The organism is Plantactinospora siamensis, assembly GCF_042434095.1.
Taxonomy (GTDB): Bacteria; Actinomycetota; Actinomycetes; order Mycobacteriales; family Micromonosporaceae; genus KBS50.
The window spans coordinates 13,425-30,398 of record NZ_JBHLUE010000021.1 but is presented as its reverse complement, the minus strand read 5'-3'; the positions used below and the strand labels follow the sequence as shown (position 1 = coordinate 30,398).

General features: G+C 72.9%; 16 protein-coding genes. 9 read left to right on the top strand and 7 right to left on the bottom strand.

Features of this window, described 5'->3' with window-relative positions; translation table 11 throughout:
* Positions 1 to 8: 8 nt before the first annotated feature.
* A complete protein-coding gene (locus ACFFHU_RS24875) occupies positions 9 to 1,355 on the bottom strand; it encodes an aspartate aminotransferase family protein (protein ID WP_377342658.1) in 1,347 nt (448 codons plus the stop codon).
* A 169-nt stretch (positions 1,356 to 1,524) separates the two neighbouring features.
* Positions 1,525 to 2,061, bottom strand: a complete 537-nt coding sequence (locus ACFFHU_RS24870; RefSeq protein WP_377342657.1) for an Lrp/AsnC family transcriptional regulator — start codon at positions 2,059 to 2,061, stop codon at positions 1,525 to 1,527.
* 192 nt (positions 2,062 to 2,253) lie between these two features.
* On the opposite strand from ACFFHU_RS24870, the gene ACFFHU_RS24865 reads away from it, so the two are divergent.
* Genes ACFFHU_RS24865 through ACFFHU_RS24845 form a run of 5 tightly spaced genes read left to right on the top strand, consistent with a single transcriptional unit; the run spans position 2,254 to position 7,818 of the window.
* Positions 2,254 to 3,474, top strand: coding sequence for a polyamine ABC transporter substrate-binding protein (locus ACFFHU_RS24865; RefSeq protein ID WP_377342656.1), 1,221 nt, complete (start codon positions 2,254 to 2,256; stop codon positions 3,472 to 3,474).
* 2 nt (positions 3,475 to 3,476) lie between these two features.
* On the top strand, positions 3,477 to 4,625 hold the full coding sequence (locus ACFFHU_RS24860) for an ABC transporter ATP-binding protein (RefSeq protein ID WP_377342655.1): 1,149 nt from the start codon (positions 3,477 to 3,479) through the stop codon (positions 4,623 to 4,625).
* A 13-nt stretch (positions 4,626 to 4,638) separates the two neighbouring features.
* Positions 4,639 to 5,550 (top strand): ABC transporter permease, encoded by a 912-nt coding sequence (locus tag ACFFHU_RS24855; RefSeq protein WP_377342654.1) that lies wholly within the window; start codon positions 4,639 to 4,641, stop codon positions 5,548 to 5,550.
* Positions 5,550 to 6,461, top strand: coding sequence for an ABC transporter permease (locus ACFFHU_RS24850; protein ID WP_377342653.1), 912 nt, complete (start codon positions 5,550 to 5,552; stop codon positions 6,459 to 6,461). Before ACFFHU_RS24855 ends, ACFFHU_RS24850 begins: the two co-directional genes overlap by 1 nt.
* Before the next feature lie 28 nt (positions 6,462 to 6,489).
* A complete protein-coding gene (locus ACFFHU_RS24845) occupies positions 6,490 to 7,818 on the top strand; it encodes a saccharopine dehydrogenase family protein (protein WP_377342652.1) in 1,329 nt (442 codons plus the stop codon).
* A gap of 41 nt (positions 7,819 to 7,859) precedes the next feature.
* On the opposite strand, the gene gabT is transcribed toward ACFFHU_RS24845, so the two are convergent.
* The 4 genes from gabT to ACFFHU_RS24825 form a co-directional block, all read right to left on the bottom strand.
* Positions 7,860 to 9,134, bottom strand: a complete 1,275-nt coding sequence (gabT, locus tag ACFFHU_RS24840) for a 4-aminobutyrate--2-oxoglutarate transaminase (RefSeq protein WP_377342651.1) — start codon at positions 9,132 to 9,134, stop codon at positions 7,860 to 7,862.
* 3 nt (positions 9,135 to 9,137) lie between these two features.
* Positions 9,138 to 10,574 (bottom strand): gamma-aminobutyraldehyde dehydrogenase, encoded by a 1,437-nt coding sequence (locus ACFFHU_RS24835; RefSeq protein WP_377342696.1) that lies wholly within the window; start codon positions 10,572 to 10,574, stop codon positions 9,138 to 9,140.
* A gap of 343 nt (positions 10,575 to 10,917) precedes the next feature.
* Complete coding sequence (locus tag ACFFHU_RS24830) at positions 10,918 to 11,742, bottom strand: hypothetical protein (protein ID WP_377342650.1); 825 nt, start codon at positions 11,740 to 11,742, stop codon at positions 10,918 to 10,920.
* A gap of 113 nt (positions 11,743 to 11,855) precedes the next feature.
* Positions 11,856 to 12,458 carry a TetR/AcrR family transcriptional regulator gene (locus tag ACFFHU_RS24825; RefSeq protein ID WP_377342649.1) on the bottom strand — a complete coding sequence of 201 codons (603 nt, stop codon included), beginning with the start codon at positions 12,456 to 12,458 and terminating at the stop codon, positions 11,856 to 11,858.
* A gap of 79 nt (positions 12,459 to 12,537) precedes the next feature.
* Between ACFFHU_RS24825 and ACFFHU_RS24820 the strand changes: the two genes are divergently transcribed.
* The 4 genes from ACFFHU_RS24820 to ACFFHU_RS24805 all read left to right on the top strand — a co-directional run bounded on the left by ACFFHU_RS24820 (position 12,538) and on the right by ACFFHU_RS24805 (position 16,191).
* Positions 12,538 to 13,710, top strand: a complete 1,173-nt coding sequence (locus ACFFHU_RS24820) for a YbfB/YjiJ family MFS transporter (protein ID WP_377342648.1) — start codon at positions 12,538 to 12,540, stop codon at positions 13,708 to 13,710.
* Positions 13,707 to 14,384: an alpha/beta fold hydrolase gene (locus ACFFHU_RS24815; RefSeq protein WP_377342647.1), complete on the top strand. Its 678-nt coding sequence runs from the start codon at positions 13,707 to 13,709 to the stop codon at positions 14,382 to 14,384. Before ACFFHU_RS24820 ends, ACFFHU_RS24815 begins: the two co-directional genes overlap by 4 nt.
* Before the next feature lie 190 nt (positions 14,385 to 14,574).
* Entirely contained in the window at positions 14,575 to 15,111 is a 537-nt protein-coding gene (locus tag ACFFHU_RS24810; RefSeq protein ID WP_377342695.1) for a GNAT family N-acetyltransferase, read from the top strand.
* Between the two features lie 9 nt (positions 15,112 to 15,120).
* Entirely contained in the window at positions 15,121 to 16,191 is a 1,071-nt protein-coding gene (locus ACFFHU_RS24805) for an NYN domain-containing protein (protein WP_377342646.1), read from the top strand.
* Between the two features lie 42 nt (positions 16,192 to 16,233).
* Here ACFFHU_RS24805 and ACFFHU_RS24800 read toward each other — a convergent pair whose 3' ends face one another.
* Positions 16,234 to 16,821, bottom strand: a complete 588-nt coding sequence (locus ACFFHU_RS24800; RefSeq protein WP_377342644.1) for a class I SAM-dependent methyltransferase — start codon at positions 16,819 to 16,821, stop codon at positions 16,234 to 16,236.
* Positions 16,822 to 16,974 lie beyond the last annotated feature (153 nt).

The following is a 16,974-nucleotide window of genomic DNA, read 5'->3' as shown; positions in this document are numbered from 1 at the left end:
CGCAGCCGTCAGACCTGCTGCCACGCCTCGGTGAGGACGGCCCGCAGGATCTGCTCGATCTCGTCGAACTGCCGCTGGTCGGCGACCAGCGGCGGGGCGAGCTGCACCACCGGGTCGCCGCGGTCGTCGGCGCGGCAGTACAGGCCCGCGTCGAACAGCGCGCCGGACAGGAAGCCCCGCAACAGCCGTTCGGACTCGGCGTCGTCGAAGGTCAGCCGGGTCGTCTTGTCCTTGACCAGCTCGATGCCGTAGAAGTAGCCGTCGCCCCGCACGTCGCCGACGATCGGCAGGTCGGTGAGCCGCTCCAGGGTGGACCGGAACGCCGCCTCGTGCTCCCGGACGTGCCCGACGAGGTCCTCCCGGGCGAAGAGGTCGAGGTTGGCCAGCGCCACGGCGCAGGACACCGGATGCCCGCCGAAGGTGATGCCGTGGGCGAACATCTCGGTGCCGCCGAGGAACGGCTCGATCAGCCGGTCGTCCGCGATCATGGCGCCGAGCGGCGCGTAGCCGGAGGTGATGCCCTTGGCCGTGGTGATGATGTCCGGCCGGTAGCCGTAGCGGTCGGCGCCGAAGTACGTGCCGAGCCGGCCCCAGGAGCAGATCACCTCGTCCGAGACCAGCAGGACGTCGTACTCGTCGCAGATCTGCCGGACCCGCTCGAAGTAGCCGGGCGGCGGCGGGAAGCAGCCGCCCGAGTTCTGCACCGGTTCCAGCACGACGGCCGCAACGGTCTCCGGGCCCTCCCGCTCGATGGCTCGGCGGATCTCGTCGGCGGCCCACCGGCCGAACGCTGCCGGGTCGTCGCCGTGCTCCGGGGCCCGGTAGAAGTTGGTGTTCGGCACCTTGACCCCGCCCGGCACCAGCGGCTCGAAGTCGGTCTTGATGGCCGGCAGGCCGGTGATGGCCAGCGCGCCCATCGAGGTGCCGTGGTAGGCGATGTAGCGGCTGACCACCTTGTACTTGGTGGGCTTGCCGACCCGCTTGAAGTACGCCCGGGCCAGCTTCCAGGCCGACTCCACCGCCTCCGACCCGCCGGTGGTGAAGAAGACCCGGTTCAGGCCGGCGGGGGTCAGCGCCACGATCCGCTCGGCCAGCTCGACGGCGGTCGGGTGGGCGTACGACCAGAGCGGGAAGTAGGCCAGCTCGGCCGCCTGCTTGGCGGCGGCCTCGGCCAGCTCGGTCCGGCCGTGCCCGGCGTTGACCACGAACAACCCGGCCAGCCCGTCCAGGTAGCGGCGGCCGCGCGAGTCCCAGACGTACGCGCCCTCGCCCCGCACGATGGTCGGCACGTTCCCGTCCCGGTAGCTGGCCATCCGGGTGAAGTGCATCCAGAGGTGGTCGGTGGCGTTGGCCATGTCGAACCCCATCGGGTCGTCGGGCCGGTCGTCAGGGGTGGGTCCCGGCCGCTGTGCCTACGGTTATCGCACACGGGCATCGACGACGCAAGGGTTACCGGCGGTCGATACCGCGATGTGCGACCGATTCAGCGTCCGAAGGCGACGCACGCAACGAAATCGGTTGCGCTCAGGCCGTGCCCCAGGTGTACGTCTGCTTGCGCAGCTTCAGGTAGACGAACGCCTCGGTGGAGGCGACCCCCTCCACCGCCCGCAGCCGTTGCAGGATCTCCAGCAGGTGGTCGTCGTTGCGGCAGACCACCTCGGTGAGCAGGTCGAACGAGCCGGCCGTGATCACCACGTAGTCGACCTCGTCGAGCCCGGCCAACTTGTCGGCGACCGTCTCCAGGTCCCCGGTGGTGCGCAGGCCGATCATCGCCTGCCGGGGGAAGCCGAGCTGCAGCGGATCGGTGACCGCCACGATCTGCATCACGCCCGCGTCGAGCAGCCGCTGCACCCGCTGCCGGACCGCCGCCTCGGAGAGTCCGACCGCCTTGCCGATGCTCGCGTACGGTCGCCGGCCGTCCTGCTGCAACTGCTCGATGATCTGCTTGGCCACGTCGTCCAGCAGGGCGTGGTTGGCGCCCTCGCGTACGGTGATCCGCCGGACGGCGCCGCCGGCCGGCGCCGCGGCCTCGCCCTGCTCGTCCTGTCGCCGCCGCGCCATGCTGCTCCCCGGATTCGCCCGATGTGACGGGCCCAGTGTCGCGTATTTCGTGGCGAAGAGCTAGATCGGCAACGGAATCCCTTGTCAGGTGGATCTCGCGCATGCCAGTATTCGCGTCACGTTCGTTTCCGCTCACTCGCGGCCAACTGGGCGCCCCCCCCAGCGGCTCGAACTCCCCGAGGAGCCGTCGTTATGCGCAGCACCCCCCGTTCCGCGCTCCCGACGACCCGGTTGACGCCCTCCCGGCGACCGCTGACCCGGCGCGCCCTGCTGCACGGCGCGCTCGCCTCGACCGCGCTGGCCGCCGGCGGCGGCGCGCTGGCCGGCTGCGGCACCAAGGCCGCCAAGCAGACCACCGCCGGCTGCGTCAGCCAGGACGTCTCCGACACCGAGAAGAAGCTCACCTTCTCCAACTGGATCCAGTACCTGGACACCGACGACGCCGGCAAGAAGCACCCCACCCTGGACGCCTTCCAGAAGCAGACCGGGATCACCGTCACCTACACCGAGGACGTCAACGACAACAACGAGTTCTTCGGCAAGGTGCAGAACCAGCTCTCCGCCTGCCAGTCCACCGGGCGGGACATCTTCGTGCTCACCGACTGGATGGCCGCCCGGATGATCCGGCTCGGCTGGATCCAGAAACTGGACCCGGGGAAGCTGCCCAACGTCGCGCAGCACGTCCTCGCCGGCCTCCGCGGCCGTTCCTTCGACCCAAAGAACGAGTACGCCGTCCCGTGGCAGTCCGGGCTCGCCGGCCTGGCCTACAACGGCGCGGTCACCAAGGAGATCCGCACCGTCGACGAGCTGCTCACCCGGCCGGACCTCAAGGGCCGAGTGACCGGGCTGACCGAGATGGTGGACACCATGGGTCTGCTGCTGCAGGCCGGCGGGCACGACCCGAGCAACTTCACCACCGCCCAGTTCGACGACGCGCTGGCCAAGCTCAAGCGAGCCGTCGACAGTGGACAGATCCGCAAGTTCACCGGCAACGAGTACGCCCCGGACCTGGCCAAGGGCAACATCGCCGCCTGCATCGCCTGGTCCGGCGACGTCATCCAGCTGGCCAACGACAACGCGAAGGTGAAGTTCGTGGCCCCCGACTCGGGCGTCATGCTCTTCTCCGACAACATGCTGGTGCCCAACAAGGCCACCCACCGGGCCAACGCCGAGACGCTGATGAACTACTACTACGACCCGGCGGTGGCGGCCAAGGTGGCCGCCTTCGTCAACTACATCTGCCCGGTTCAGGGCGCGCAGGCCGAGATGGAGAAGCTCGACCCGGAGCTGGCGAAAAATCCGCTGATCTTCCCGGACGACGCCCTGCTCGGGAAGGCGAAGGTCTTCATGGCGCTGACCGACCAGCAGGAGCGGGAGTACGAGTCGAAGTTCCAGCAGGTGATCGGGGCCTAGCCATGACGAACGACCAGCCCGCCGGCGATCTGCGCCTGGCCGAGCTCAGCAAGCGGTTCGGCCCGGCCACCGTGGTCGACCGGCTGGACCTCACCGTCGGCCAGGGCGGCTTCTTCGCCCTTCTCGGGCCCTCGGGCTGCGGCAAGACCACCACCCTGCGGATGATCGCCGGGCTGGAGGAACCCACCGCGGGCCGGGTGCTGCTCGGCGACCGCGACATCAGCGGGCTGCGGCCGTACCGCCGGCCGGTGAACACCGTCTTCCAGAGCTACGCGCTCTTCCCGCACCTGGACGTCTTCGAGAACGTGGCGTTCGGCCTGCGCCGCCGCAAGGTCCGCGAGGTGGCCGAGCAGGTCCGCCGGATGCTCGCGCTGGTCCAGCTCGACGGGTACGACCGGCGCCGCCCGGCGGAGCTGTCCGGCGGCCAGCAGCAGCGGGTGGCCCTGGCCCGGGCCCTGGTCAACCACCCGCAGGTGCTGCTGCTGGACGAGCCGCTCGGCGCCCTCGATTTGAAGCTGCGCCGGCAGATGCAGCTCGAGCTCAAGCGCATCCAGACCGAGGTGGGCCTCACGTTCGTGCACGTCACCCACGACCAGGAGGAGGCCATGACGATGGCCGACACGGTGGCCGTGATGAACGGCGGCCGGATCGAGCAGTCCGGCACCCCGGCCGAGCTGTACGAGTTTCCGGCCACCGCGTTCGTGGCCAGCTTCCTGGGCCAGTCGAACCTGCTGGCCGGCGAGGTCACCGGCCGGCACGGCGCCGACCTGCTCGTCGAGGCGTACGGGTCGCGGTTCTCGGTGCCGGCCGCGCGCTCCCGCGCCACCGGCGGCGCCGTGCACCTCGGTGTGCGGCCGGAGAAGCTGCACCTCATCGCCGAGGGGGAGCAGTCACCGGCCGGCACGCAGGGCGTGGCCGGGGTGATCTCCGACGTCTCCTACGTCGGCGTGAGCACCCAGTACCTGGTCCGCACCGGCTGGGGCACCGAGCTGGCGGCGTTCGCGGCCAACAGCGGCACCGCCGCGCGGCTGCCGGTGGGCGCGGCAGTGACCGTCGGATGGCGACCGGAGCACGCGTTTCTGCTGGCCCGCGAGCCGGGCGACGGGGACCGGACCGGCCCGCTGCTCGACGAGGCCGCGGTGGCGTCGTGAGCGGGGTCCGGCCATGACCCTGCTGGCCGGGCCGTCGACCCGGCCGGCGGACCCGCCCGCCGCGCCGGGCAGCCGGCGGACCCGGCGCCGGCCGCTGCCGTACCTGCTGCTCCTGCCCGGCGCGGCGTGGCTGCTGCTGTTCTTCGCCGTGCCGGCCGTGCAGCTCGGCGCCACCAGCCTGTACGACCCGGCCGGCTCGCTGGCCACCGGATACGCGCTGAGCTGGGCCTTCGGCAACTACCCGGACGCGCTCGGGGCGTACTGGCCGCAGTTCCTCCGCTCGTTCGGCTACGCCGGCATCGCCACCGTGCTGGCGCTGCTGCTCGGCTACCCGCTCGCGTACGCGATCGCCCAGCGCGCCGGCCGGTGGAAGAACCTGCTGCTGGTCTGCGTGATCGCGCCCATGTTCACCAGCTTCCTGGTCCGGACGCTGGCCTGGCAGACCATCCTGTCCGACAACGGCTGGCTGGTGGCCGTGCTGCGCGACGTACACCTGCTGGGCCCGCACGGCCGGCTGATGGCCACGGCCACGGCCGTGGTCCTCGGCCTCACCTACAACTTCCTGCCGTTCATGGTGTTGCCGCTGTACGCGAGCCTGGAACGGCTGGACCGGCGGCTGCTGGAGGCGGCCCGCGACCTGTACGCCGGCCCCACCCGGACCTTCGTGTCGGTGACCCTGCCGCTGTCCATGCCCGGCGTGGTGGCCGGCACGCTGCTCACGTTCATCCCGGCGGCCGGCGACTACATCAACGCCAAGCTGCTGGGCACGCCGAACCAGTACATGATCGGCAACGTCATCGACTCGGCGTTCCTGGTCCGGCTGGACTACCCGCGGGCCGCGGCGCTGTCGTTCCTGCTGATGGCGGTCATCCTGGTGATCGTCTTCGGTTACCTGCGCCGGTCCGGCACCGAGGAGGTGCTGTGATGCGCCGGTGGCTGGCCGCGCACTGGGTGCTGGCCCTGGCCGCGCTGGTGCTCGGCTACCTCTTCCTGCCGATCGCTGTGGTGGCTGCGCTGTCGCTCAACCGGCCCTCCAGCCGGCTGTCGTACGACTTCCACGAGTTCACCCTGGACAACTGGCGCAACCCGTGCGGCAGCCCGGGGATGTGCGACGCGCTGCTGCGCAGCGTGCAGATCGCCGTGCTGGCCACCGTGGTGGCAACGGTGCTCGGCACGCTGATGGCGTTCGCCCTGGCCCGCCACCGGTTCCGCGGCCGGTCCGGGATCAATCTGCTGATCTTCCTGCCGATGGCCACCCCCGAGCTGGTGATGGGCTCCTCCCTGCTCACCCTCTTCGTGGCCGCCGGCGTGCCGCTGGGGTTCTGGACGGTGTTCATCGCGCACGTCATGTTCTGCCTGTCGTTCGTGGTGGTCACCGTCAAGGCCCGGCTCGCCGGGATGGACCGCCGGCTCGAGGAGGCGGCCATGGACCTGTACGCCACGCCGTGGCAGACGTTCCGGCGCATCACCCTGCCCCTGGTGCTGCCCGGGATCGTGGCCGCGGCCCTGCTGGCCTTCTCGCTGTCGTTCGACGACTTCATCATCACCAACTTCAACTCCGGCACCACCGTCACGTTCCCGATGTTCGTCTGGGGCGCCGCGCAGCGCGGCATCCCGCCACAGGTCAACGTGATCGGCACCGCGATGTTCGCGGTCGCCGTGCTGGCCGTGCTGGCCGGCTCGGGCGCTCAGCGGCGCCGCGCCGGCTCGGCCGCCCGCCGCCGGGCCGGTTCGGCCCCTCGGCCCCGGGCCGGCTCGGCCCCTCGGCCCCGGGCCGGCTCGGCCCCTCAGCCAGGCCGTGTGGCACCCGCCGGGCGGCCCGGTCGTACCCCCTGATCCGCCTTCTCTGCGAAGGGCGCCCCGCATGCGCATCCTGATCCTCGGCGCCGGTGGCGTCGGCTCGGCGGCCGTGGCCATCGCGGCCCGGCGCGACTTCTTCGAGGCCTGCGTGGTGGCCGACCACGACCCGGCCCGGGCAGCCCGGGCCGTGGCCGCGGCGAACGCCGGCCGGCCCGCCGGGACCGCGGATGCCGGCCGGCCCGCCGGGGACGCCGGCCGGTCCGCCGGGGACGCCGGCCGGTCCGCCGGGACCGCGGATGCCGGCCGGCCCGCCGGCCCGACGGATGCCGGCCGCTTCATCGCGGCCACCGTGGACGCGTCGTCCGCCCGGGCCGTCACCGAGCTGTGCCGCGCGCACCGGATCAGCCACGTGCTGAACGCGGTCGACCCGCGCTTCGTGATGCCGATCTTCGACGGCGCGTTCGCGGCCGGCGCCGACTACCTCGACATGGCCATGTCGCTGTCCCGGCCGCACCCGGAGCGGCCGTACACCGACTGCGGGGTGAAGCTCGGCGACGAGCAGTTCGCCGCCGCCGACGCCTGGTCGGCGGCCGGCCGGCTGGCGCTGGTCGGCATGGGCGTGGAGCCCGGCCTCTCCGACGTCTTCGCCCGGTACGCCGCCGACGAGCTGTTCGCCACCATCGACGAGATCGGGGTACGCGACGGCGCCAACCTCACCGTCGACGGCTACGACTTCGCGCCGTCGTTCTCCATCTGGACCACCATCGAGGAGTGCCTGAACCCGCCGGTCATCTGGACCGCGGAGCGGGGCTGGCACACCACCGAGCCGTTCGCCGAGCCGGAGGTGTTCGACTTTCCCGCCGGCATCGGGCCGGTGGAGTGCGTGCACGTCGAGCACGAAGAGGTGCTGCTCATCCCGCGCTGGGTGCCGGCCCGCCGGGTCAGCTTCAAGTACGGTCTGGGTGGCGAGTTCATCGAGGTGCTGCGCACCCTGCACAAGCTGGGCCTGGACCGCACCGAGCCGGTCCGGGTCGGCGCGGTGGCCGTGTCGCCGCGGGACGTGGTGGCCGCCTGCCTGCCCGACCCGGCCACCCTGGGCGAGCGGATGCGCGGCAAGACCTGCGCCGGCACCTGGGTCACCGGCACCGGCATGGACGGTCGGCCGCGGTCGGTCTACCTCTACCACGTGGTCGACAACGAGTGGTCGATGACCGAGTACGGCCACCAGGCCGTGGTCTGGCAGACCGCCGTCAACCCGGTCGTGGCGCTGGAGCTGCTGGCCACCGGCGCCTGGTCCGGCGCCGGCGTGCTCGGCCCGGAGGCCTTCCCGCCCCGCCCCTTCCTCGACCTGCTCACCGCCTACGGCACCCCCTGGCACATCCAGGAGCGCTGACCTGCCGGACGCCGCCGGGTGCCGCCGGGCAGGAGGCACTGTCAGGCGAAGGCGGAGTCGAGGATGTCGAGGGCGCGGGCGAGCTCGTCGTCGCTGATCACCAGCGGGGGTAGGAAGCGCAGCACGTTGCCGTACGTGCCGCAGGTCAGCACGAGCAGGCCGGCCCGGTGGCAGGCGGCCGCCACCGTGGCGGTGGCCACCGGATCCGGCTCGAGCGTCCCCGGCCGGACCAGCTCCACCGCCAGCATGGCGCCCCGACCGCGCACCTCGGCGATCCGCGCGTCCCGCTCGGCCAGCCCGCGCAGCCGGGGCAGCATGGTGGCCTCGATGCGCCGGGCGGCCGCGCAGAGGTCCAGCTCGCGCATGGTCTCGATCGCCGCGAGCGACGCGGCGCAGGCGATCGGGTTGCCGCCGTACGTGCCGCCCAGGCCGCCCGGGTGGACCGCGTCCATCAGGTCGGCCCGCCCGGTCACGGCCGCCAGCGGCAGCCCGCCGGCCATCCCCTTGGCCAGCGTGACCAGGTCCGGCACGACGCCCTCGCGCTGCACGGCAAACCAGTCGCCGGTGCGGCAGAAGCCGGTCTGGATCTCGTCGGCCACGAACACCGCCCCGGCCGCCGCGGTCCACTCGCGCAACGCCGGCAGGAAACCCTCCGCCGGTACGACGAACCCGCCCTCGCCCTGGATCGGCTCGATCAGCAGCGCGGCCACGTTCTCGGCGCCCACCTGCTTGTCGATCACGTCGATGGCCCGCGCCGCGGCCGCCGCCCCGGACAAACCGCCGTCGCGCAGCGGGTACGACATGGGCGCCCGGTAGATCTCGCCGGCGAACGGCCCGAACCGGTGCTTGTACGGCATGTTCTTGGCGGTCAACGCCATCGTGAGGTTGGTCCGGCCGTGGTAGGCGTGCTCGAAGACCACCACGGCGGGCCGGCCGGTGGCGTGCCGAGCGATCTTGACGGCGTTCTCCACCGCCTCGGCGCCGGAGTTGAACAGCGCCGAGCGCCGCTCCCCGGCGCCCGGGACCAGCGCGTTGAGCCGCTCGCAGACCGCCACGTACGACTCGTACGGCGCCACCATGAAGCAGGTGTGCGTGAACCGCTCCACCTGGTCGCGGACGGCGGCCACCACCCGGGGCGCGGAGTTGCCGACGCTGGTCACGGCGATGCCGGCCGCGAAGTCGAGCCACTCCCGGCCGTCCACGTCGACCAGGGTGCCGCCGCCGGCGCGCGCCACATACGCCGGGACGACGCTGCCCACCCCGCGGGCGACCGCGGTGGTACGCCGGCGGTGCAATTCCGCCGAGGACCCGGACACGCCTCACACCTCGATCGCGTGCATGACGTGCTTGACCCGGGTGTAGTCCTCCAGGCTGTAGACCGAGAGGTCCTTGCCGTACCCGGAATGCTTGAACCCGCCGTGCGGCATCTCGGCGACCAGCGGGATGTGGGTGTTCACCCAGACGCAGCCGAAATCGAGCCGGCGGGTCATCCGCATCGCGCGGCCGTGGTCCCGGGTCCACACCGACGAGGCCAGGCCGTACCGGACGCCGTTGGCCCACCTGACCGCCTCGTCCTCGTCGGTGAACCGCTGCACGGTGATCACCGGCCCGAACACCTCGTCCTGGCTGATCTCGTCCTGCTGGCGTACCCCGGACACCACGGTGGGGGAGTGGAAGTAGCCGCGCTCGCCGAGCCGGCCCCCGCCGGCCCGCACGTCGGCATGGTCGGGCAACCGGTCCAGGAACCCGGCGACCCGGGCCAGCTGGTTGGCGTTGTTGAGCGGGCCGTAGAGCACGTCCGGGTCGTCCGGCGGCCCGGTCCGGGTGCCCCGGGCCTGCTCGGCCAGCGCCGCCACAAAGTCGTCGTGCACCCGCGGCCCGGCCAGCACCCGGGTGGCGGCCGTGCAGTCCTGACCGGCGTTGAAGTATCCGCCCACCGCGATGGCCTCGGCGGCCGCCGCCACGTCCGCATCGTCGAACAGCAGCACCGGCGCCTTGCCGCCCAGCTCCAGGTGCGCCCGCTTGAGGTCGACGGCCGCCGCCGCGGCGACCTCCATCCCGGCCCGGGCCGAGCCGGTGATCGAGACGAGCCGCGGGGTGGGGTGCGCCACCAGCGCCCGGCCGGTGTCCCGGTCCCCGCAGACCACGTTGAACACCCCGGGCGGCAGGAACTCGGCGGCGATCTCGGCAAGCAGCAGCGTCGACAGGGGAGTGGTGTCCGACGGCTTGAGCACCACCGTGTTCCCGGCGGCCAGCGCCGGCGCGATCTTCCAGACCGCCATCATCAGCGGGTAGTTCCACGGGGTCACCTGGGCGCACACCCCGATCGGCTCGCGCCGGACGTACGAGGTGTGGCCGGCCAGGTACTCGCCGGCCGACCTGCCCTCCAGCAGCCGTGCCGCGCCGGCGAAGAACCGCAGCTGGTCCACGCACGGCGGCAGCTCCTCGTCGGCGGTCAGCCCCCGCGGCTTGCCGGTGTTGCGGACCTCGGCGTCGACCAGCTCGGCGGCCCGGGCCTCCACGGCGTCGGCCAGCTTCAACAGCGCGCGCTGCCGGTCGGCCGGTGTGCTGGCGCCCCACCCCTCGAACGCCGCCGCGGCCGCGGTCAGCGCCGCGTCCACGTCGGCCGCGCCGGAGACCGGAGACCGGGCGAACACCTCGCCGGTGCACGGATCGATCAGGTCGGCGTGCCCGCCGTCGACCGGGTCGACGTACTCGCCGTTGACGAAGTTGCGCAGCAGCTGCTGGTCGGTCATGGCGTCTCCGAGGGTGGCCGGCGCAGGGATCTGCGGGGGTGATCGCATGCCTTCCGCCATCCTTGCTACCGAATTCGCGGCAGACAAGGCCCAGAGCCACTATTTCCGTGCCGACGCCTCCGACGCGCGGTCAGTCCCGGTCGTCGAGCCGGCGCCGCAGCGACCTGCCGGCTCGGAAGGCGCGCTGCGGCAACCAGAAGAGCAGACCAATCACCAGCAAAGACAACACAAGCAGCAGCCAGAGCATCTCGACCCCCGATTCAAGCCCGTCAAACCGTGCCGGGCTTGTTCCCGATCCTCGCCGGCGCTACACACGCCGTCGCGACCCGCTCGGGGATCGACGTCACGCCGCCGCGCGGTGCCGCACCGCGGCGTGGACGGCGTCGGCGAACCGGTGCGGACCGAGCCGCCCGTACAGGTCGCGGGCGTCCTCGCCGGCCGCGGGCAGCAGCACGTGCGGGGCGAGCCCGGCCGCGGCCAGCCGACGCAGGCAGGCCAGCCCGGCCGCGTCGTGGTCCGGGATCACCACCGTGTACGGGTACCGCCCCAACACCCGGGCGAGCCGATCGAGGTTCACCGCCGGTGCGCCGCCGGCCCAGGTGGTGGCGTACCAGCCGGCCAGCGCGTCCACGCTGGACTCCGACTCGACCAGCAGCACCGGCTCCCCGGCGGCCACCGCCATCCGCACCTCGGCCTCCCGGTAGAGCGGCAGGTCGGCCAGCGTCACCCCGATCAGGCCGGGGATTCTTGCCCCGCTCGGGGTGACCGTCTCCCAGCGCAACTCCCGATCCGCGCCGGACCGCCAGCGCTCCAGCACGGCCGGCCCGTAGTCGTGCACGGCCGCCAGGTGGAAACCGCGGCCGGCCGGATGGCCCCGGCGGACCACCGCGGGTGGGAACGTCAGGCGCAGGCCGACCATCCGCACGTACACGTCGGGTCGGACCGGCGGCGGCGCGGCCAGCCGGGTCCGCGAGCAGCGCAGCGCCGCGAGGATCTCGGCCGTGCCGCAGCCGGCGAAGCACTTGAGCCACACCCCGCCGTCCGGGCCGGGCCGCACCGACAGCGACGGGACCCGGTCGGGATGCGCCGGGCACTGCCGGACCCGGCCGCCGGTGGGCCGGCTGCCAACCGCGTCCAGGAGGCCGGTCATCCAGGTGTACGCGTCCATCGGGTCACCGCCCACGCATTCCCGCTGGTGAATCCATTGTCGCAGCCCCGACCGCACCGGTCCAGCGGTCGTCCCGGCACCCTTCGAGCGGGGTCCACGAGAAGGGCTCTCGGTCAGCGCCTGGCGCGACCCCCGGGCCGGGCGGCGGGCAGCAGCGCCAGGGCGGCGAGCTTGGCATGCCCGCCGGCGCCTGCCCGGTCGTGGTGGGCAGCGACCAGGGTCGCGCCCTCCACCAGCAGGAGAAGTTGCCGTCCGAGGGTCTCCGGATGGTCCGCTCCGGCGCGGCCGGCGATGCCGGTCAGCAGGTCGAGCCGGCGATCCAGGTGCCGGGCGGTGATCGTGCGTACCGCCTCGACATGGTGCTGCGCGGCCGCGTTCTGCAGCGCGCAGCCGCGGAAGTCCGGCTCCTCGTACCACCGTTGGAGTACGTCGAAGACGGCGGTGAGCTGGGCGCGCGGGTCGTCGCCGGCGGCCGCCGCGGCCTCGGCGATCCAGCTCGTCACCCGCTCGCTGCGGGCCGTCAGCACCGCCTCGATGAGGCCCTCCTTGCTGCCGAAGTAGCGGTAGAGGGTCTCCTTGGAGATGCCGAGCCGGGTGCACAGTTCGGCGACGCCGATGCCGTCCAGGCCCCGCTCGTACAACAGCGGGGTTGCCGCCTCGACGATGCCGGCGCGGGTCCGTTCCGGGTCGATCGTGGAGCCCTTCGGAACTGGCATGAGATGGATGGTACCGGCCGGTTCGTTCTCCTGCTAACATCTCCGAGTTCGTACCGATCGGTTCGTTCAAGGAGGGCTGATGACGTCGACCCGACGCGCCGGAGTGGGGCAGGCCGTGCGGTTGGCCCTCGGCACCGCGTCGGCGCTCGGCTTCGCCCGCTTCGCGTACGGGCTTCTGCTGCCGGCTATGCGCGACGACCTGCACTGGACGTTGGCCGACGCGGGCGCGATGAGCGCCGGCAACGGCGTCGGCTACCTGCTCGGCGCGCTGCTGGCCACCGGGCTGATCCGCCGGCTCGGCGCGGCCGCCGCGTTTCGGGTCGGCATGGCGCTGACGGCCGGGTCGCTGGCCGCGACCGCCGTCAGCGGCGAGTACCCACTGCTGCTGGGGATCCGGGCGCTGTCCGGGGCGACCGGGGCGCTGGTGTTCATCGCCGGCGGGGTGCTCGCGAGCCACGGCGCCGCGCGCGCCGCCTCGGCCGTGCCCATCACGGTGTACTTCGCCGGCGCCGGGCTGGGCATTGTGGTCGGTGGCGTGACGGTCCCCCTGCTCGGCGCCCACTGGCGGCTGGCCTGGCTCGGCCTTGGCGGCGCCGCCGCGCTGGCGACCGTGCTGAGTTGGAGCGCGGCCGGCGCCGACGGCGGCCGGCCGGTGGCGGCGGGGCACGCCCGGCTCCGGCCGCTCTGGACCACCGCCCTGGCCTATCTGCTGTTCGCCACCGGCTACATCACCTACATCACCTTCCTGTCCGCCTACCTGACCGACCGGCACGCCCCCGTCGGGCAGGTGGTGCTCACCTGGACGGTGCTCGGCGTCGCCGTCGCGGTGGCGCCCGCCGTATGGAGCCGCCCGATCGCCACCTGGCCCGGCGGCCGGGCCCTGGGCGCCCTGCTCGCCGCGCTCGGCGGGGGCTCGGCCCTGGTCCTGGTCTCGTCCGCCTGGCCGGTCGTCCTGCTCTCCGCCCTGGCGTACGGAGCGACGTTCATGGGCGTGCCGGCGGCCGTCACCGCCGTGATGAGGGCGCATGTCCCGGCCGCCGACTGGAGCGCCACCCTCGCGGCCCTCACCACGGTGTTCGCCGCCGGTCAGACCGCCGGTCCGTGGCTCGCCGGCCTGGTCGCCGACCGTACCTCCACCGCGGCCACCCTGGCGTGGACCGCGGTTCTGTGTACCGCCGGCGCCGTGATCGCCCTCGTCGGGCGGCCCGCCGCGCCGGATCACCAACACGCACCCCAGACCAATGGAGCATGACCATGACAACCTTCGTCCTCGTCCCCGGCATGTGCCACGGCGGATGGTGCTTCGCAGACCTCACCCGACGACTGCGCGGCCTCGGACACACCGTCCACCCGCTGACGTTGACCGGCGTCAGCGAGCGCCGCCACCTGCTGCACGGCACGGTGAATCTCGACACGCACATCCAGGACGTCCTTGCCGTCCTCGACGGCGAAGATCTGCGGGACACGGTGCTGGTCGGACACAGTTACGGCGGGATGGTGATCACCGGCGCCGCCGACCGGGCGCCGGACCGGGTCGACGCCCTGGTCTATCTGGACGCCGTGGTGCCCGACGACGGGGACTCCTGCTGGTCCCTGGTGTCCGACCAGGAACGGGCGTGGTACGCCGACGTGGACGAGACCGGATGCGCCTCCCGGCCCCTGCCGTTCTTCGACGCCCGGGCGACGCCGCACCCGATCGCCTCGGTGCTCCAGCCGCTGCGGCTCACCGGCGACCTTGGGCACGTCCGCCGCCGGGACTACGTGTACGCCGCGGGTTGGGCCGACCAGTCCCCGTTCACGCCCATCTACCGGAGGCTGAGCACGGACCCCGGCTGGACGACGCACCCACTGGCCGCCGGTCACAACCTGATGCGGGACGCGCCGGCCGAGCTGTCGGAGATCCTGGTCGACGTCGCCGCCCGCTGAACAGCCGTCGAGTGCCCGCCGGCGGCCTTGCCCACCCGCCGCTCATCCGGTCGACAGCGCTCCGGCAGCGGTTCCGTCAGCCGCGGCAGGAACGCCGGTCGGGGCCGACCGCGAACCGGCGGATCACGGACGCGGTCCGCGAATCGATTTGCCGGCCGGGCGGGGTCGGTACGAAGATCGGCGGGTGGACATGCCCGAAATGATCAACGCCGGTGACATCGTGCTCAAGCGCTGGGAGCTGGCGTGGGCCGAGGAGCTGGCCGGCACCGTCCGGGCGTCCCTGCCGGAGCTGGCCCCGTGGATGCCGTGGGCGAACGAGGCGTACGACCTCGACACCGCCCGGCTGTTCATCGAGGTGTCCGACGACGCGTGGGACGAGGGCACGGCCTTCCAGTACGCCGTCTTCACCGCGGTCGGCGAGCTGGTCGGATCCTGCGGGCTGATGACCCGGATGGGCCCCGGGATCCTCGAGATCGGCTACTGGATCCACAGCGACCACGCCGGCCGGGGCTACGCCACCGCGCTGGCGGGCGCGCTGGCCCGGGTGGCGCTCGCCACCCCGGGCATCGATCGGGCGGGCATCCGGCACGACGCCGCCAACTCCGCGTCCGGTCGGGTGGCCGCCAAGGCCGGCTTCACCGAGGTCGGCCTCGTGGAGCGTGACCCCGAGGCGCCGGGGGAGTCCGGCTTCCATGTCGTGTGGGAACTCGCCCGGCCCGAGCCGTAGGCTGCCCGCATGGAGCAAGAAGACCGGATCGCCCTGTTCCTCGACTACGAGAACCTCGCGCTGGGCGCCCGGGACAACCTCGGCGGCATGACCTTCGACTTCCGGCCCATCGCCGACGCCCTGGCCGAGCGCGGCCGGGTGGTGGTCCGCCGGGCGTACGCCGACTGGTCGTACTTCGACGAGGACCGCCGGATGCTCACCCGCTCGCACATCGAGCTGATCGAGATCCCGCAGCGGATGGGCGCCACCCGCAAGAACGCCGCGGACATCAAGATGGCCGTCGACGCGGTCGAGCTGGCGTTCGAGCGCGACTACATCTCCACGTTCGTCATCTGCACCGGCGACAGCGACTTCACCCCGCTGGTCTACAAGCTGCGGGAGCTCAACAAGCAGGTCATCGGCGTCGGCGTGGAGAAGTCGACCTCGGCGCTGCTGCCGCCGGCCTGCGACGAGTTCCTCTACTACGACCGGCTGGAGGGCGTGGAGGTCCCGCCACCCCGGGCCAAGCGAAGCCGGCCGGAGCGGGCGCCCGCCCGAGAGCCGCAGCGGGTCGAGGTCGAGGAGGCCCCAGCGCCCGAGGAGCCGGCGCGGGACGTCGACAGCCTCGCCGTGCTGGTGGCGCAGACCGTGGCCGGGCTGCAGGGCAGCTCGGGTGGCGCGGTGACCGCCTCCACCCTGAAGCGCACCCTGCTGCGCAAGGACCCCACCTTCACCGAGTCCGACTACGGGTTCCGCACCTTCGGCGAGCTGCTGCGCCACCTCGCCGGCAACACGGTGGTCGAGCTGGCCGAGGGTCCCGCAAAGGGCGATCCCGAGGTGTCGCTGCCGGAGCACGGCGACCGGGAGATGGCGTTCGGCCTGTTGCGGTCGGTGGTGGCCGACCACGCCGAGCGGGACGGCGCGGTGGCGCTGTCCGGGCTGAAGAACCAGCTCCGGCGCGCCCGCCCGGACTTCAGCGAGAAGAAGCTGGGTTACCGCACCTTCCTGCAGTTCTGCAAGGCGGCGGCGACCGGTGGCGCGGTCCGGCTGGAGTGGAGCCCGGAGGCCGACGACTACCTGCTCACCCCGCCGGCCCGCTGACCCGACCGTCACCCCGGGGTCGTCCCGGTTGCCGGCGAGACCTCATTCCGGCCGGCGGATCGTGCACCGGCCGAACAGCCGCACCGGCAGCCGGCCGGTCCGGACCGGCGCCCGGTGCACGGCCGCGGCCGGCCAGCGCCGTCGCGCGGCGCGCTCGGCGCGGCCGAGGATCGGCCGGACGTCGTAGATCCAGGCCACGCCGCCGGGCCGCAGCACCCGCCCGATCTCGCCGACCACGGCGGGCGCGTCGGCCCAGTGGTGCAGGCTGAGCGAGGACACCACCAGGTCGAAGGCGTCGTCCGGGAACGGCATGTCGCCGCCGTCGGCCGCGACGAACCGTACCCGCTCGGTGAGTCCGGCCGCCCGGGCCGCCGCGGCGGCGTGCTCGACCATCGTCGGCGCCAGGTCGAGGCCGTCGAGGGTGACCTGCGGCAGCGCCGCGGCGAGCGCGAGCGGCACCGTGCCCGGCCCGGTGCCGACGTCGAGGATCCGGGCCCCGGGCGGCAGGTCCGCCGCGGCGACGTCCGCGACGATCCGGCCGTACAGGCCGCGACCGGGCCGCCGGGCGATCTGCTCGTACCGGTCGGGGCGGCCGGTGAGCCCGTACATGTGGGCGTGTGCGTGTCGCATCGATGCCTCCTGCTCCTGTCGGACACGGTGTCAGTTTCCGTACACTGTGTTCGATTATTGAGTCGCCGGGGTGGGCCGGGTCAACGGACAACCTCCCGGTTCTGTGCGGTACCGGACAGGGCGGCGGCGATTGTTCGCCGGGAAGGGGGCACG

What these genes read in the sequence shown, in the direction of transcription:
- ACFFHU_RS24875 (WP_377342658.1), bottom strand. Translation starts at nt 1,355, where the DNA reads ATGGCCAACGCCACCGACCACCTCTGGATGCACTTCACCCGGATGGCC.
- ACFFHU_RS24870 (WP_377342657.1), bottom strand. Translation starts at nt 2,061, where the DNA reads ATGGCGCGGCGGCGACAGGACGAGCAGGGCGAGGCCGCGGCGCCGGCC.
- ACFFHU_RS24865 (WP_377342656.1), top strand. Translation starts at nt 2,254, where the DNA reads ATGCGCAGCACCCCCCGTTCCGCGCTCCCGACGACCCGGTTGACGCCC.
- ACFFHU_RS24860 (WP_377342655.1), top strand. Translation starts at nt 3,477, where the DNA reads ATGACGAACGACCAGCCCGCCGGCGATCTGCGCCTGGCCGAGCTCAGC.
- ACFFHU_RS24855 (WP_377342654.1), top strand. Translation starts at nt 4,639, where the DNA reads ATGACCCTGCTGGCCGGGCCGTCGACCCGGCCGGCGGACCCGCCCGCC.
- ACFFHU_RS24850 (WP_377342653.1), top strand. Translation starts at nt 5,550, where the DNA reads ATGCGCCGGTGGCTGGCCGCGCACTGGGTGCTGGCCCTGGCCGCGCTG.
- ACFFHU_RS24845 (WP_377342652.1), top strand. Translation starts at nt 6,490, where the DNA reads ATGCGCATCCTGATCCTCGGCGCCGGTGGCGTCGGCTCGGCGGCCGTG.
- ACFFHU_RS24835 (WP_377342696.1), bottom strand. Translation starts at nt 10,574, where the DNA reads ATGACCGACCAGCAGCTGCTGCGCAACTTCGTCAACGGCGAGTACGTC.
- ACFFHU_RS24830 (WP_377342650.1), bottom strand. Translation starts at nt 11,742, where the DNA reads ATGGACGCGTACACCTGGATGACCGGCCTCCTGGACGCGGTTGGCAGC.
- ACFFHU_RS24825 (WP_377342649.1), bottom strand. Translation starts at nt 12,458, where the DNA reads ATGCCAGTTCCGAAGGGCTCCACGATCGACCCGGAACGGACCCGCGCC.
- ACFFHU_RS24820 (WP_377342648.1), top strand. Translation starts at nt 12,538, where the DNA reads ATGACGTCGACCCGACGCGCCGGAGTGGGGCAGGCCGTGCGGTTGGCC.
- ACFFHU_RS24815 (WP_377342647.1), top strand. Translation starts at nt 13,707, where the DNA reads ATGACCATGACAACCTTCGTCCTCGTCCCCGGCATGTGCCACGGCGGA.
- ACFFHU_RS24810 (WP_377342695.1), top strand. Translation starts at nt 14,575, where the DNA reads ATGCCCGAAATGATCAACGCCGGTGACATCGTGCTCAAGCGCTGGGAG.
- ACFFHU_RS24805 (WP_377342646.1), top strand. Translation starts at nt 15,121, where the DNA reads ATGGAGCAAGAAGACCGGATCGCCCTGTTCCTCGACTACGAGAACCTC.
- ACFFHU_RS24800 (WP_377342644.1), bottom strand. Translation starts at nt 16,821, where the DNA reads ATGCGACACGCACACGCCCACATGTACGGGCTCACCGGCCGCCCCGAC.